16 protein-coding genes are annotated in these 15,128 nt (G+C 64.9%); 9 read left to right on the plus strand and 7 right to left on the minus strand.

What is annotated here, in order from left to right; translation table 11 throughout:
• Positions 1-91: 91 nt before the first annotated feature.
• Together AC56LN_RS17280 and AC56LN_RS17285 are read right to left on the minus strand one after the other, a co-directional pair.
• On the minus strand, positions 92-1,360 hold the full coding sequence (locus AC56LN_RS17280; protein WP_482897995.1) for a nitronate monooxygenase: 1,269 nt from the start codon (positions 1,358-1,360) through the stop codon (positions 92-94).
• A gap of 178 nt (positions 1,361-1,538) precedes the next feature.
• Positions 1,539-2,024 (minus strand): YajQ family cyclic di-GMP-binding protein, encoded by a 486-nt coding sequence (locus AC56LN_RS17285; RefSeq protein WP_183550398.1) that lies wholly within the window; start codon positions 2,022-2,024, stop codon positions 1,539-1,541.
• Positions 2,025-2,167: 143 nt separating this feature from the next.
• Here AC56LN_RS17285 and murB point away from each other — a divergent pair, with 143 nt between their 5' ends.
• Genes murB through AC56LN_RS17300 form a run of 3 tightly spaced genes read left to right on the plus strand, consistent with a single transcriptional unit; the run spans position 2,168 to position 4,461 of the window.
• Positions 2,168-3,184: a UDP-N-acetylmuramate dehydrogenase gene (gene murB, locus AC56LN_RS17290; RefSeq protein ID WP_499573569.1), complete on the plus strand. Its 1,017-nt coding sequence runs from the start codon at positions 2,168-2,170 to the stop codon at positions 3,182-3,184.
• A 10-nt stretch (positions 3,185-3,194) separates the two neighbouring features.
• Complete coding sequence (locus AC56LN_RS17295) at positions 3,195-3,902, plus strand: SDR family oxidoreductase (protein WP_499573571.1); 708 nt, start codon at positions 3,195-3,197, stop codon at positions 3,900-3,902.
• A gap of 37 nt (positions 3,903-3,939) precedes the next feature.
• A complete protein-coding gene (locus tag AC56LN_RS17300) occupies positions 3,940-4,461 on the plus strand; it encodes a GNAT family N-acetyltransferase (protein WP_499573573.1) in 522 nt (173 codons plus the stop codon).
• A 15-nt stretch (positions 4,462-4,476) separates the two neighbouring features.
• On the opposite strand, the gene AC56LN_RS17305 is transcribed toward AC56LN_RS17300, so the two are convergent.
• Positions 4,477-6,096, minus strand: a complete 1,620-nt coding sequence (locus AC56LN_RS17305; protein ID WP_499573575.1) for a methyl-accepting chemotaxis protein — start codon at positions 6,094-6,096, stop codon at positions 4,477-4,479.
• Positions 6,097-6,528: 432 nt separating this feature from the next.
• Here AC56LN_RS17305 and AC56LN_RS17310 point away from each other — a divergent pair, with 432 nt between their 5' ends.
• From AC56LN_RS17310 to blaOXA, 5 genes are read left to right on the plus strand one after another with little or no spacing between them, the layout of a single operon-like run.
• Positions 6,529-6,912, plus strand: coding sequence for a BlaI/MecI/CopY family transcriptional regulator (locus tag AC56LN_RS17310; protein WP_499573576.1), 384 nt, complete (start codon positions 6,529-6,531; stop codon positions 6,910-6,912).
• Complete coding sequence (locus AC56LN_RS17315; RefSeq protein ID WP_499573578.1) at positions 6,909-7,277, plus strand: hypothetical protein; 369 nt, start codon at positions 6,909-6,911, stop codon at positions 7,275-7,277. The genes AC56LN_RS17310 and AC56LN_RS17315 overlap by 4 nt, the downstream gene beginning before the upstream one ends.
• Positions 7,278-8,624, plus strand: a complete 1,347-nt coding sequence (locus AC56LN_RS17320) for a penicillin-binding transpeptidase domain-containing protein (RefSeq protein ID WP_499573580.1) — start codon at positions 7,278-7,280, stop codon at positions 8,622-8,624. It abuts the gene before it with no gap.
• A gap of 9 nt (positions 8,625-8,633) precedes the next feature.
• Positions 8,634-9,497, plus strand: a complete 864-nt coding sequence (gene bla / locus AC56LN_RS17325; RefSeq protein WP_499573581.1) for a subclass B3 metallo-beta-lactamase — start codon at positions 8,634-8,636, stop codon at positions 9,495-9,497.
• Complete coding sequence (gene blaOXA, locus AC56LN_RS17330; RefSeq protein ID WP_499573962.1) at positions 9,497-10,273, plus strand: class D beta-lactamase; 777 nt, start codon at positions 9,497-9,499, stop codon at positions 10,271-10,273. The genes bla and blaOXA overlap by 1 nt, the downstream gene beginning before the upstream one ends.
• Here the strand turns inward: blaOXA and AC56LN_RS17335 are convergent, their stop codons facing one another.
• The 4 genes from AC56LN_RS17335 to AC56LN_RS17350 are packed head-to-tail and all read right to left on the minus strand — an operon-like array spanning position 10,274 to position 14,017.
• On the minus strand, positions 10,274-11,191 hold the full coding sequence (locus AC56LN_RS17335; RefSeq protein ID WP_499573583.1) for an amidohydrolase family protein: 918 nt from the start codon (positions 11,189-11,191) through the stop codon (positions 10,274-10,276).
• A gap of 3 nt (positions 11,192-11,194) precedes the next feature.
• Positions 11,195-11,905 carry a 4-carboxy-4-hydroxy-2-oxoadipate aldolase/oxaloacetate decarboxylase gene (gene ligK / locus AC56LN_RS17340; RefSeq protein WP_499573585.1) on the minus strand — a complete coding sequence of 237 codons (711 nt, stop codon included), beginning with the start codon at positions 11,903-11,905 and terminating at the stop codon, positions 11,195-11,197.
• A gap of 1 nt (position 11,906) precedes the next feature.
• Positions 11,907-12,929, minus strand: a complete 1,023-nt coding sequence (locus tag AC56LN_RS17345; RefSeq protein ID WP_499573588.1) for an amidohydrolase family protein — start codon at positions 12,927-12,929, stop codon at positions 11,907-11,909.
• Complete coding sequence (locus tag AC56LN_RS17350; protein ID WP_499573590.1) at positions 12,926-14,017, minus strand: 4-oxalomesaconate tautomerase; 1,092 nt, start codon at positions 14,015-14,017, stop codon at positions 12,926-12,928. Before AC56LN_RS17350 ends, AC56LN_RS17345 begins: the two co-directional genes overlap by 4 nt.
• Before the next feature lie 109 nt (positions 14,018-14,126).
• Between AC56LN_RS17350 and AC56LN_RS17355 the strand changes: the two genes are divergently transcribed.
• The gene (locus AC56LN_RS17355; RefSeq protein WP_499573592.1) at positions 14,127-15,041 is read left to right on the plus strand and encodes a LysR substrate-binding domain-containing protein; all 915 of its coding nucleotides are present in this window, start codon (positions 14,127-14,129) and stop codon (positions 15,039-15,041) included.
• Positions 15,042-15,128: the final 87 nt, after the last annotated feature.

Genomic DNA, 15,128 nt, shown 5'->3' on the forward strand with positions numbered 1-15,128 from the left:
TCGGGCGTCAATGCAAAAAACGTCATTCCAGCGTGGACAGGAATGACGTTTTCATGGCCGCTGTACAGCGCGGCAACAGCAAAAGACGGGCTTACGCCGTGACGATGTCCTGCTTTTCGGGCAGGGCGATCTCGTTGTTGACACTGAACTGGTAGTCCTTGAACACGTGCTCGGCGCTGAGGATCTGGTAGTTGCCATCGGCCAGCAGGTGCGACGTGTCCTTCAGGCGGTACGTGTAATGGCCGCAGGTCCAGCAATTGAAGTTGCGCATGTGCGTGCACAGGCAGGTCTTGTCCATCACCGTGACTTTTTTCAGTTCCGGATGCGCCTGCACCTCGCGGTTGTAGGCGTTGATGTACGAGCAGTTGCCGGTCGCATCGAGCAGATAACCATACGATTCGCAACCCGGGCGGATGCCCGAGCCGATCGCCGGCGTATTCTTGAGCATGCGCATCGGATAGCCGGTCGGCGAGATGCCGTTGACTTCGATGTCTTCTTCGCTGGCGCGGAAGTATTCCTGCTTGACGTCGTCGGGCAGGCCGCATTCGGTCGTCACGGTAAAGCGCGTGGCCACTTGCACGGCGCCCGCGCCTTTTTCGAGGAAGCTGACGGCATCCGAGCCGGTGAACACGCCACCGGCTGCGATCACCGGGATCCCCAGCTGCTCGGCCTTCACGAACGCATGGATCTCGTCCATGATCGTGTGCAGGTCATATTGCTTCCAGTCATCCATGCCGAAGCCCAGGTGGCCACCGGCCAGCGGGCCTTCGACGATGACGAAGTCGGGCTTGCGGTCCAGGCGCGAGACTTTACGCAGGAACAGTTGCAGCGCGCGCACGGACGACACGATGATGCCCAGGTGCGCATCGCGGAAACGCGGGTGATCCTTGATCAGCTCGAACGAACCCAGGTGCAGGCCGGCCGACAGCGTGATGCCGTCGATGCCGCCGTCCAGGGCCGACGCCAGGCGCACGCGCAGCGTTTCCTTTGGCGCGTTCATGGTCAGCTTTTCCATGCAGTTCACGTAGATCAGGCCATCGCCTTTCTTCGCTTCCATGGTGGAGCTGACATGACGGCGCGTGGCCTCGGCCAGGTGATCCAGATCGAACTGGACCACGGCCTTGTTCATGTTGTTGATGTTGAACTTGTAGGTCTTGGTTTTTTCCTTGACGTACGTGGTGTCGAACTTGCGGTCGGACACGTCTTGCGACATTGCATCAGAAATATGGCCGATACCACCCAGGCGGGCTGCTTCCAGCGCCAGCTCGGACGTCGAAATGTCCACACCCATTCCGCCGATCATGATGGGCACGTATTCCTTGTTGCCCATGCGCAGGCGGAAATCATCAACACGTTTCATTGCTATCCTTAGACTACCTAATCTGCCCGGAGTGGCTGCGGTGTGCAATCGTCGACCTGGGGTCGGCACACGGCGCCATTTTACTCCAAGCGTTACAAGGCTTCAGCGGACACATTGTCCACGTAGCGCCCCGTGCCAGCGCCGGTCAAGCCGGCCCGTTGCAACGCGCTGATATCGATCAGTCGCGGAAGTTGTTGAAGGCCAGCGGCAGATCCTGCACGTCCTTGCGCAGCATGGCCATGGCCGTCTGCAGGTCATCGCGCTTGGCGCCGGTGATGCGCACCGATTCGCCCTGGATGCTGGCCTGCACCTTCATTTTGCTTTCCTTGACCAGCTTGGTGATCTTTTTCGCGTCGTCGGTTTCGATACCGTTGCGCACCTTGATCACCAGCTTGACCTTGTCGCCGCCGATTTTCTCGACCTTGCCTTCGTCCAGGAAACGCACGTCGACCTTGCGCTTGGCCATCTTGTTGATCAGGACGTCCTTGACCTGAGTAAGCTGGAAATCGGAATCGGCAAACAGCGTCAGTTCCTTGTCTTTTTGCTCGACATTGGCCGAGCTGCCCTTGAAATCAAAACGGGTCGTGATCTCTTTGTTCGATTGTTCAACCGCGTTCTTTACTTCGACCATGTCTGCTTCGCAGACGACATCAAACGATGGCATGGTGTGTCCTTTTTATAGTTTGCATATAGATGAATCCCTCTATTTTAGCGGACGGCGGCCCGATTCGCGACGCTTTCCCCCCAGATGAAAGCCGGGAATGCACGAACCACTATAATGAAACGACACTTTTACGCCGTTACATCATGCCTCTCATTCACGACCAGCCGCTAGCCACGTTCAATACCTTCCGCATCCCCGCGCGCGCGCGCCACTACCTGCGCGTGGATGGCGCCGAACAACTGGCCGCGGTGCGCGCCGATCCGGCGCTCGCGGCACTGCCGCGCCTGGTGCTCGGCGGCGGCAGCAACCTGCTGTTCACGCGCGACGTCGATGGCCTCGTGCTGCACATGACGGGGCAGGGCCGCGAGGTGCTCGGCGAAGAAGACGGCAAGATCCTCGTGCGCGCCCAGGCCGGCGAACACTGGCACGGCTTCGTGCGCTTCACGCTCGAGCAAGGCATCGGCGGGCTGGAAAACCTGTCCCTGATACCGGGCACGGTGGGCGCCGCGCCTATCCAGAATGTGGGGGCGTATGGCGTCGAAACCAAGGATGTATTCCACAGTCTCACCGCCTACGACATGACCAGCGGCGCCACGCGCACGCTGGACGCGGCCGCCTGCCGCTTCGGTTACCGCGACAGCATCTTCAAGCACCCCGACGGCGCCAGCCTGGTCGTGCTGGACGTGACGTTTGCGCTGCCGCGCGCGTGGCAGCCGAACCTGCGCTATGCCGAACTGGGCAACGCGGTGCAGGAAGCCGGTCTGACGGCGCCCACGCCGAACGACATCGGCTTGCTGGTCGAAGCGATCCGGCGCCGCAAGCTGCCCGATCCGCGCGAGATCGGCAATGCCGGCAGTTTCTTCAAGAATCCGGTGGTATCAAGCACGGAATGCGCGCGCCTGCTGGCGCAGTTTCCGAACCTGGTGCACCACGCCCAGCCGGACGGCACGTTCAAGCTGGCGGCCGGCTGGCTGATCGACCAGTGCGGCTGGAAAGGCCGCCACCTGGGCGCGGCCGGCGTGTACCACAAGCAGGCGCTGGTGCTGGTCAATCTGGGCGGGGCGACGGGCCAGGACGTGGTCCGGCTTGCCGCAGCGATCCAGGCCGATGTCGCGGCGCGCTATGGCGTGATGCTTGAACCCGAACCCGTCTTCATCTAAGGAACGCCTCATGAAAAAAGTCATCGTCACCGGCCATACCCGTGGTCTCGGGGCCGCCATCGCGGCCGAACTGCAGGCGCGTGGCCTGTCCGTGCTGGGCCTGGCGCGCGGGCGCTCTGCGCTGGCCGGCATCGAGCAGGCCGAAGTCGACATGGCCGATCCGGCTGCCTTGCAGGCCTGGTTGGCCGGCCCGGCGCTGCGCGATTTTCTCGCCGGCGCCGATGCGGCGTACCTGGTCAACAATGCCGGTGTCGTCACGCCGGTGGGCCCGCTTGCCGCGCAGGAGCCGGCTGCCGTGCTGCAGGCGGTGATGCTCAATGTCGGGGCGCCGCTGGCGCTGGCCGCCGCATTCGTGCAGGCTGCGCCCGGGGCGACGCGCCGCATCCTGCACATTTCCAGCGGGGCAGGGCGCAATGCCTATCCCGGCTGGGCCGTGTATTGCGCGACCAAGGCCGCGCTCGACCAGCATGCGCGCGCCGTCCAGCTCGACGGCGACGCGCGCGTGCTGGCGGTGAGCCTGGCGCCGGGCGTCATCGACACCGACATGCAGGCCGCGATCCGCGCGACGCCCGACGCCAACTTCCCGCTGCGCGAACGTTTCGTCGAACTGAAGGACAGCGGCGGCCTGACCTCGCCCGAAGACTGCGCGCGCAAGCTGGCCGACTATCTGCTCGCACCTGGCTTTGGCGACCAGCCAGTAGACGACTTGCGCGGCTGAACCGGTCAGGACCGGCCCACCGCAACCGAGGGGCACCATGACGGCGACACCTGGTATCACGTTGCGTATCCTCGACCAGCGCGATGCCCGCGCATATCGCGCCCTTCGTCTGGCCGGCATCCATGCTTGTCCGCTGGCGTTCCAGCCCGACTACGGCGAGGCATGTCTGCAACCGCTGTCCTGGGCTGCGCAGCGCTTGAGCACGCCGGGCGACACATTCTTTGGCGCCTTCGATGGCGGCGACCTGGTGGGCGCCGTTTGCCTGCGCAGGCACGCGGGCAAAAAGATTGCGCACTCTGCTGAACTGAAGGCGCTGGTCGTCGATCCGCAACGACAGCGGCAGGGCATCGGCCGGGCGCTTCTCGCCCATCTGATCGATCAGGCCCGGGCAGCGGGTCTGCGCCAGTTGACGCTCAGCCTGACCGATGGGAACAGGCGTGCCGAACGCCTGTACGATGCGTTCGGCTTCGTCCTGTTCGGCCTCGAACAGGAGGCGTTTCTGCTGGACGATACTTACTACGCGATACAGCATCGCCAGCTGGTTCTGGCTTCACACTGATGCGCGCGGTCATGCTCAGCTCAAGGCCTTGAGTGGCGCCCGGTAGCGCGGCGTGGGCTGCCGCAGCGTGCGCTCGGGGGCGGCCGCGGGCGGCGCGTCGTCGAGGGAGAAGACGCGCACTGCATTGCTCAGCGCAGCTGCCTGATGCTGCAGGGATTCCGAGGCGGCTGCGGCTTCTTCGACCAGCGATGCATTTTGCTGGGTGGTCTGGTCCATCTGGCTCACTGCCATATTGATCTGTTCAATGCCGAGCGTCTGCTCGCGGGTCGCAGCACTGATCTCGCCCATGATGTCCGCCACGCGGCGCACGCTGGCAACGATCTCGTCCATCGTTGAGCCAGCCTGATCGACCAGCGCGCTGCCTTCTTCGACATTGGCGACAGACGCGCCGATCAGGGCCTTGATTTCTTTTGCCGCTTCGGCAGAACGGTGCGCCAGGCTGCGCACCTCGCTGGCCACGACGGCAAACCCGCGGCCCTGTTCACCGGCACGCGCCGCTTCCACCGCTGCATTCAACGCCAGGATATTGGTCTGGAAAGCGATGCTGTCGATGACGCTGATGATGTCGACGATTTTTCTCGACGAGACATCGATCAGGCCCATCGTATCGATCACCTGGCGCACGACCAGGCCGCCCCTGGCTGCCACGTCGCTGGCCGAGCCAGCCAATCCGTTGGCCTGCAGGGCATTGTCCGCCGTCTGCTTGACCGTGGAGGTCAGCTCTTCCATCGATGCGGCGGTCTGTTCCAGCGAACTGGCTTGCTCTTCGGTGCGCGCCGACAATTCCATATTGCCCGATGCAATTTCGTCCGACGCGCCGGCGATCTGGGTCGCGCCATGCAGAACCTGCGTGACCAGGCGGCGCAGTTCATGGTTCATGTCGCGCAAGGCTTCGAGCAGCTGGCCGGCTTCGTCGCGGCTGGTGACGACGATCTCGGCCGTCAGATCGCCCTTGGCGACGCGGCGCGCGATCCCGATTGCCACCTGCAACGGACGCACGATGTTGTTGCGAAGCAAAAAACCACCGCCGATGACCAGCAGCGCCAGGAAGGCGCTCAGGCCACCCTGCAGACGCAGGCTCATGGCACCGGCTGCCGCGATCCTGGCAGCCTGGGCGTCGATGGCGAGACGCTGCATCTGCACCATGTCGCGCAATTTCGCCTGGTAGATCGCGGTCGCGGGCAGGTATTTCTCATCGATCAGGCGGTTGGCCGTTTCATGGTCGTTGGCAGCGCGGGCAACCGCCACAGCAGCGCGCGTGGCGTTGTTCGCGGTGCGGGCAAGCGCAATCTCCTGGACCAGCTGTTTTTCTTCGGGTGAGGTCAGCAATGGCTGGACCTTGGCCATCAGTTCTTCGACTTCGCGCGTGCCTTGCGCCGAGTCCGCGGCGAAGAATGCAACGAGCGAGCTGTCCGAGCTCTTCGCGATCGCAATGGTGCGGCGTGAGCCACCGTAGATGGTCCTGTACCAGTCGCTGACCAGGCGTTCCTTGGCCAGCGGCGTGGCCATCAGTTCCTGGTTCGACTTCATGACCGTGTCGAGCTGCCACAGGCCGACGATCGTGATCGCCGTCGCCACGATCAGGACGATGCCGAACACGACAGCGATTTTGTTACCAATATTCAGATTTTTCATGCTGTTCACTTATAACGATGAGACGATGTTTGCGGACTACCAAAAATAGTATATGGAAATATTTCCGATTAGAAACTAATGATCTGGCGCCCTGCATCCTGTCTGCAACGCATGGAAACTATTTCAGCGGGAAAGTTCGGACTGGCGTGGCGCCGGATGGCCACGTGGCATATCCGGCGCGTTGCGCCTGTATCAGAGGGGGGATGACACGATCGTGGCGCTGCGGCATGCCATTTGCAGAACCGGATGGCAGCGCGAAGGCAGGAGGAATTTTGCTGGTATGTAAAATTCCTCTAGCTGATAGAACGCAATCACCATTGTGGAACGGGCCAGCCTGGCCAATATTGGCAGGGTGGAGGGATGCGATGCCGGCTTGACAGCAATGCGACATGTGTCGCATGATTGCGTCATTCGTCGCATCGAGGCATTTTTATGGCTGTCCCTTCCATCTCTGAACTGAGTCTGCTCAAGGCCCTGTGGCGCCAGCAACCGCTGAGCGCGCGTGAAATTCACGACGCGGTCGAGGCGGACCTTGGCTGGTCCTACTCGTCCACCCGCAAGACGCTCGAGCGCATGCTCGACAAAGGCATGGTGCACCAACAGCTTCGCCACGGTGTGCAGGTGTATGCGGCGCTCAGCGACAAGGTCGATACCCTGGCTGCCTTCGCCCACGATTTCGGCAAGCGCGTCATGGAAATCGATACACCGCTGCCCGTCAATATGTTCACCGGCAGCAAACTGGTCGATGAAGACGAGCTGGTCCGCCTTGAGCAATTGCTCAACGACTGGCCGCTCGATAAGGATGTGGCGCCATGACAGCGCCCGACGCACTGGCCATCCGCTTCCTGTTTGCCAGCCTCGGTTGTCTGGCGGCAGGCATGGCGGTATGGGGTGTGCTGGTCCTGGTGCGGCGGTACCTGCCGGCGCTTGCCATGCAGCGCGCCCCGTGGATGCTGGGGCAGGTCGCGCTTGCGGCCACCTTCATCGTCCTGATGCTGCCACAGGCGCAGCAGCTTCACATGCTGCCCGTGTTCGAGGTCGACCTGTCGCCCGCGATCGCCAGCGCGGTGGCGATGTCTACCCAGACTGTCGGGCCCACCGGCACGTTGGCAGAAGCCCGCTCGTGGCTGGCCTGGACCGCATGGTCATGGATGCTGGCCTACACGGGCGGCCTGCTATGAATGCTTGCGCGCCTGTTCCATGGCCAGCGCGCGCTGGCGCGGCTGCTGCGCGCCGGTGCGCACCTGCCCTCGGGCGCAGCACTGCCTGTCATGATCGAAGTCGACGCCCCCATTTCCCCGATGCTGATCGGCCCGTTCCGGCCGCGCCTGCTGTTGCCGCTGGCCCTGCGCACGATCGATCCGCTGCAGCGCGACCTGATCATTGCACACGAACTGACGCACTGGCGCCGGGGCGATCTGTGGTGGCTCGCCGCCTGCGCGTTGCTCCAGGCAATGTGCTGGTTCAATCCCGCGATGCGCCTGCTGCGTGCGCGTCTGGTCTGGGCCCAGGAGCTGGGCTGCGACCGCGACGTATTGCGTGGCCGGCCGCAGATCCAGCGCAAGGCCTACGCTGCCGCGCTGGTCGCGCAGCTGCGCTTCCAGTACCAGGCCGCGCCTGCGAATGCGCTGGCGTTTGGTGGCGTCGCACCGGACACGCTGGCCGCGCGCGTCGCGCTGATCCGCACGCCAGGGTCCGACCGGCACGCGACCCGTGCCCGCTGCGCCGGCCTCGGCGCGCTGGCGCTGGTGTTTGGCGCCAACCTCGCGCTGCAGCCGGCGCTGGCCTGGGACGCTGCGCCGCAGGCGCTTGACTGCACCCTGATGCTCGATGCCGCCACGGGGGCGGTGCTGGTCGAAGAGGGGCGCTGCGACGTGCGCACCACGCCCGCGTCGATCTTCAATGTTGCCGTGAGTCTGATGGGTTTCGACGCCGGCATCCTGCAGGACGCGCATACACCGGCGCTGCCGTTCAAGGCAGGCTACGTCGACTGGCAGCCGTCGTGGCGCGCCGCCACCGATCCGACGAGCTGGATCCGCAATTCGACGGTCTGGTACGCGCAGCAGGTCACCAGCCGGCTGGGCGAACGCCGCGTGCAGGATTACGTGGGGCGCTTCGACTACGGCAACCAGGACCTGACCGGCGGCGTCGACATCGCCTGGATCGCCTCATCGCTGCAGGTCTCGCCACGTGAACAGGCCGCATTTCTGCGCAAGGTCGCGAACCGCGAACTGCCCGTCAGCGCGCACGCATTCGACATGACGGCGCAGCTGCTGCGCTTGCCCTTGCTGGCGGATGGCTGGCAGGTGTACGGCAAGACCGGCACCGCCTCTAGCGATGGTGCCGGGGACAAGGGCCGTGCGCTGGGCTGGTTCGTGGGCTGGGCCACGAAGGACGGGCGCACCGTCGTCTTCGCACGCCAGACATTTGGCCCGCGCGACCCGGACCGCGCTGCCGGGCCGCTCCTGAAAGAACGCTTCCTGCGTACGCTGCCGGGAAGACTCGCAACGCTGTTACCGTCCACATAAGGAATCGTCATGATGAAACACACACGCCTGGCACTTGCTGCGGCTGGCCTCGTTACGTGTCTGCAGCCCGCCGCAGCCAACGACTGGAACACGCCGCAGGAACCGTTTGCGCTGTATGGCAACACCTACTATGTGGGCACGCATGGCCTGTCGGCCGTTCTGATCACATCGCCACAGGGCCACATTCTGATCGACGGCGGCAGCGAGAAATCGGCCCCGCAGATCGTGCGCAATATGCGCCAGCTCGGCTTCAGGGTCGAAGATATCCGCTTCATCCTGAACTCGCACGCACACTTTGATCATGCAGGCGGCATCGCCGAGCTGCAGCGCCTGTCGGGCGCCGAGGTCCTGGCCGGCAGCGCTGCCGTACCGGTGCTGGCGAGCGGCCAGGCCGACAAGGGTGACCCGCAATACACCGACCTTCAGCCGATGGCGCCAACTGCCCGCGTGCGGGCCGTGGCCGACGGCGACGTCGTCAAGCTCGGCCCGCTGGCAGTCACCATGCATGCCACGCCCGGCCACACACAGGGCGGCGCAAGCTGGACATGGAACGCTGTTGAAGGCGGCCGGACGGCGCACATGGTGTACGCCGACAGTTTGAACGCGCTCGCCGCGGGGCCATTCCGCTACCGCGGCCATCCGGCCTATCCAACGGCGCGCGCGGACCTTGAACGCTCGATTGCGACAGTGGCCGGCCTGCCGTGCGATGTGCTGGTCTCGGCGCATCCGGAAGGCAGCGACCTGTGGCAGCGCTACGCCAGGCGCGCTGCGCGGGGCAACGCCGCCTTCATCGACACCACCGCCTGCCGCACGTATGCCGACAAGGCCAGAGCGCGTCTTGCCACGCAACTGAGCAAGGAAACAGACCAATGATCAAGCGCCTTGCTGCACTCTTCCTGATGGCGTGTGGCGCCGTCGCCCAGGCCACCGAATGGCGCGACAGCCCGGCCATCACGCAGCTGTTCAAGAAAGAGGGCGTGACGGGAACGTTCGTCGTGCACGATGTGGCGCTGGACACCGACACGGGCCACAACCGCCAGCGCGCCGCCAGACGGTTCATCCCGGCGTCGACCTTCAAGATTCCGAACTCGCTGATCGCACTGAGCACCGGCGCGATCGCGTCGGTCGATGAGATCGTGCCGTATGACGGCAAGCCGGTCTACCGCGCCGAATGGGCAAAGGACATGGACTTGCGTGAAGCGATCAAGGTATCGAACGTGCCCGTGTACCAGACGCTGGCGCGGCGCATCGGGATGGAGCGCATGCGTGGCGCGCTGGTGCGGATGAATTACGGGAATATGGACACCGGCAAGGTCGTCGACCGCTTCTGGCTCGATGGTCCGCTGGAGATCAGCGCGATCGAGCAGACGGTGTTCCTGGCCAGGCTCGCGCAGGGCCAGCTGCCGTTCGAAAACGTGCACATGGAAGCGGTGCGCGCGATTGCGCGCCAGGACGGGCCAGCCGAGCTGTATGCCAAAACCGGCTGGGGCAAGCGGCCCGGCCAGCCCGATATCGGCTGGTGGGTCGGCTGGGTCAGGAAGGACGGCAAGCTGTACACGTTCGCGCTGAACAGCGATATTCCCGAAGGCGCGCCCGACAAGCGGGTGGCGCTGGCCAGGGCTGCGCTGCAGTCGCTCGGCCTGCTGTAATCAGCGCTGTTCGGGCCAGTACAGACGCATCGGATTGTCGACCAGCAACTGGCGCTGCAGTTCGGGCGTCGGCGCGATGTGGGGAATAAAATCGACCAGCAGGCCGTCGTCGGGCATGTGGTCCTTCAGGTTCGGATGCGGCCAGTCGGTGCCCCATAGTACGCGCTCGGGAAACTCCTGCACGATGCGGCGCGCGAACGGCACGACATCGCGATACGGATGCGCTTCGCCGTCGAGCGCGGGTGGCCCCGTGACCGACAACCGTTCCGGGCAGCTGACCTTCGACCACACGTTCGGGTGACGGCGCATGAAGTCCAGGAACATGCCGAACTCAGGCCCGTCGACGGGTTTGCTGACGTCCGGGCGGCCCATGTGATCGACCACGACGATCGTCGGCAGCGCCGCGAACAGGTCGCGCAGGTCGGGCAGGTCCTGCGCTTCGAAATACACGACCACGTGCCAGCCGAAGCGGGCGACCCGGGTGGCAATCTCGAGCAGCTCGTCGGCCGGCGTCACGTCGACCAGGCGCTTGACGAAGTTGAAGCGTACGCCGCGCACGCCGGCGTCATGCAGGCGGGTGAGGTCATCATCGCTGATATCGCGCCGCACGGTGGCCACGCCGCGCGCCCGGCCGCCGGCCGCCTGGCAGGCATCGACCAGCGCGCGGTTGTCGGCGCCATGGCAGGTGGCCTGGACGATCACGTTGCGGGCGAAGCCCAGCTGGTCACGCAGCGCGAACAGCGCTTCCTTGCCGGCGTCGCCCGGCGTGTACTTGCGCTCCGGCGCGAACGGGAACACGGCGGCCGGGCCGAATACGTGGCAGTGGGCGTCGACGGCGCCCTGCGGCAGGATGAAGCGCGGAGTTGCAGGGGCAGGGTGCGGCTCGAGCCAGCCCGGGGTGGTGGTCTGCATGGTCATGGCCTAGTCGATGTAGATGAGTCCAGCTTGTTCCAGTGCGCCGCGCATGTCGTACATGTCCAGGCCCAGCACGCCGGCGGCCAGCTTCGTGCGCTTGTCGGCTTCCAGCGCCTCGCGCTTGACGGCGGCAGCGGCCACGCGCACCACGTCGGCGGCCGGCACGACGACCACGCCATCGTCGTCGGCGACAATCGCATCACCGGGACAGACAATGGCGCCGGCGCACACCACCGGCACATTGACCGAGCCGAGCGTGGCCTTGATCGTGCCCTTGGCACTGATCGCACGGCTCCACACGGGAAAGCCCATGGCGGTCAGTTCGCGCACGTCGCGCACCCCGGCGTCGATCACCAGGCCACGTGCGCCGCGGGCCATGAAACTGGTTGCCAGCAGGTCGCCGAAATAGCCGTCCGTGCATTCGGCGGTCACGGCGGCGACGACGATGTCGCCCGGCTGGATCTGTTCGGCGGCGACGTGCATCATCCAGTTGTCGCCCGGTTGCAGCAGCACCGTCACCGCGGTACCCGCGACCTGGCCCGGATAGATCGGGCGCATATACGGCTTCATCAGGCCCATGCGGCCCATTGCCTCGTGCACGGTGGCGCTGCCGAGGCGACCGAGCTGGTCGACTGCGGCCGCGTCGGCGCGCACGATATGGCGTTTGACGACGCCCAGCTGCGTGTGCAGCGGCGCAGAAGAATTCGGGGAGTTCATATCAGCGTCCTTTGGCGGCAAGCATGGCGTCCAGGCGCGGGTAAACGCGGCGGGCATTGCCTTCGTAAATCTGGTGGCGCTGGGGTGCGCTCAGGGCGGCCGCGTCGATATAGCGCCGGGTATCGTCGTAGTAGTAGCCGGTCTCGGGATCGATGCCGCGCACGGCGCCGATCATTTCTGAGGCAAACAGCACGTTCGCGACCGGAATGACTTTGGTGAGCAGGTCGATGCCCGGCTGGTGGTAGACGCAGGTGTCAAAAAACACATTGTTGAGCAGGTGATCCTGCAGCAGCGGTTTTTTCATTTCCTGCGCCAGGCCCCGGTAGCGGCCCCAGTGGTAGGGCGCCGCGCCGCCGCCGTGCGGGATCACGAATTTCAGGGTCGGAAAGTCGGCGAACAGGTCGCCGCTGAGCAGCTGCATGAAGGCGGTGGTGTCGGCATTGATATAGTGCGCGCCCGTCGTATGAAAGCACGCATTGCACGAGGTCGACACATGCACCATCGCCGGGATGTCGTACTCGACCATCTTTTCGTAGACCGGATACCAATGGCGGTCGGTCAGGGGGGGACTGGTCCAGTGGCCGCCCGACGGGTCCGGGTTCAGGTTGATGGCGACAAAGCCGTATTCCTTCACGCAGCGTTCCAGCTCGGGGATGCAGCCGGCAGGATCGACGCCGGGGGACTGCGGCAGCATGGCCGCGCCGATGAAGCTGTCCGGGAACAGCTCGCTCACGCGATGGCACAGCTCGTTGTTGATGGCCGCCCAGGTGGCGCTGGTCTGCGCATTGCCGATGTGGTGGGCCATGAAGCTGGCGCGCGGCGAGAAGATCGTCAGGTCGATGCCGCGTTCCTGCATCTTGCCGAGCTGGTTCGTGATGATGCTTTCGCGCAGCTCGTCGTCGCTGATGTGCAGCTCGCCCGCCGATGGCGTCGAACCGTCGGCCAGGCCGGCGATCTGGCGCTTGCGCCATGCTTCGAGCGCCGGGGGCGCGGTGGTGTAGTGGCCGTGGATATCGATAATCATGTGGTAAGTCCTTTATGCCAGATCGAGTGGGGCACCATGACTTGACCGCGCATGATGAGGCGTGCGGTGCGCAGCAGGGCGGCGCGGGTAACGTTCTGCGGGTTGGCGGGGTCGATGTCCAGTTCGACCGAAAATTCTCCGCCCGGATGCTCGACCGACATGGGGTCACCGTCCTGCGGGGCGACCGCCACGTCATCGGCCACAGAACCGTCGAGCATGCAGGCGGTGGCGACCGTGACGGCCGCCAGCACGCCAATCGCGTCATGGCATACGTGCGGGATGAAGCTGCGGGTGCTGATGCTGCCGCCCTGGCGCGGCGCGGCGATCATGGTCATTTTCGGATAATTCCTGGCGCTCACGTCGCCCAGGCCCATCGCGTGACCGCAGGCCAGCCGGAGCGACTCGAGTCGCGCGCGCAGCGCCGCGTCGGCATTGAGGTCGGCTACGCTTTCATAGCCGCTGCGCCCGACGGCGTCGGCGCGCAGGATCACCAGCGGCATGCCGTTGTCGATGCAGGTCACCTCGATGCCGTCGATCGTGTCGCGCACGTTGCCGGTCGGGAGCATGCTGGCGCAGACCGATCCGGCCGTGTCGAGAAAGGCGATCTCGACCGGAGCGGCGCTGCCGGGCACGCCGTCGATCCGCGCCGTGCCCTCGTAGGCGACCCTGCCGCCCGGTGTCTGCACGGTCATGTCGCACTGCATGCCGGTATTGAGCGTCAGCACGCGCAGCGTGGTGGTTTCGCCCTGCGCAGCAGCCAGGCCTGTTTCCAGCGCGAACGGCGCGACGGCGGCAAGCATGTTGCCGCAGTTGGCAGTGCTGTCGACCGTGTCGCCGGCCGGTTGCACCTGGACGAACAGGAAGTCGAGATCGACGCCGGGCGTCGTGCTCCGGCGCACGATGCCAGCCTTCGACGTCAGCGGATGGGCGCCGCCCAGGCCGTCGATCTGGCGCGCGTCGGGCGAGCCGAGCACGGCCAGCAGCACACGGTCGCGGGTCGCCACATCGGCGGGCAGGTCGGTCTCGAGGAAGAAGGGGCCGCGCGAGGTGCCGCCGCGCATGAACAACGTATCGATAGGGGTTTGCATGCGATTGATTGTGCCTCCGGTTGAGAGCGCGATAAAGGAGGCCCGAACGCTATCAGCTATATCAACTTGCTATATCATCGGCCTAAACCAAAAAAATTGGAGACAGGCAATGGATATCAAGCAGCTTTCGTATTTTGTCCGGGTCGCGGAAATGGGCAGCTTCACGCGCGCCTCGATCGTTCTCGACATCGCCCAGCCAGCACTGAGCCGTCAGGTGCGGCTGCTCGAGGTGGAGATCCGGCAGAACCTGCTGATACGCAATGGCCGCGGCATCACGCTGACCGAAGCGGGCAAGGTATTGCTTGAACACAGCCGGGGCGTGCTGCACCAGATGGAGCGCCTGCGTGAAGAGCTCTCGCGCGTGCGCGGCTCGCTGGCAGGGCGCGTGGCGGTGGGATTGCCGCCGACGCTGGGGCGGATCCTGGCGGTGCCGCTCACGCGGGCCTTCAACGAGCTGATGCCCGACGCCACGCTGGCCATCGTCGACGGGCTGTCGAAGACCATGCAGGAATCCGTGCTGACGGGCGAACTCGATATCGCCATGGTCTACAATGCCTTGCCCGCGCCCGGCATCGAGCTGCGCGCGCTGGTGCACGATGAACTGCTGCTGGTACAGGGTTCTCGCAGCGTGCCAGAGGCGGCCGCGCCGATCGAGCTGGCCGACGTCGCCCAGCATCCCCTGATCATTCCCGGCCGGCCGAACGCCTTGCGCATGCATGTGGAAACGGCGCTGCTCGGTATCGGCGTCCAGCCGTGCATCGCCATGGAAGTCAACAGCGTGTCCACCATTCTCGACCTGGTTGCCGAAGGCATCGGCAGTGCCATCCTGCCGCGCCAGGCCGTGCTTACTGCCGCAGGGCCGGAGCGCTTCGCCTTGCGCCGGATCGTCAAGCCGGGCCTGTTCCCATTGCTGTCGCTTGCCACCAGCGCGGTGCGTCCGGCCACCGGCACGCAGCAGGCGACCCTCGATATCCTCGAGCGCATCGCGCGCGAATCCCTGCAGCGCCCGCACCCGCCGACCTGAGTTATGCCGGAATGCAATAGCTGATAGGTGGTCGGAAGGGTTGTTGAGTAATGGGCTGGATCCAATAATGACCGTACGTCACAGCGC

Source organism: Telluria sp. ZT3P26 (assembly GCF_059686035.1).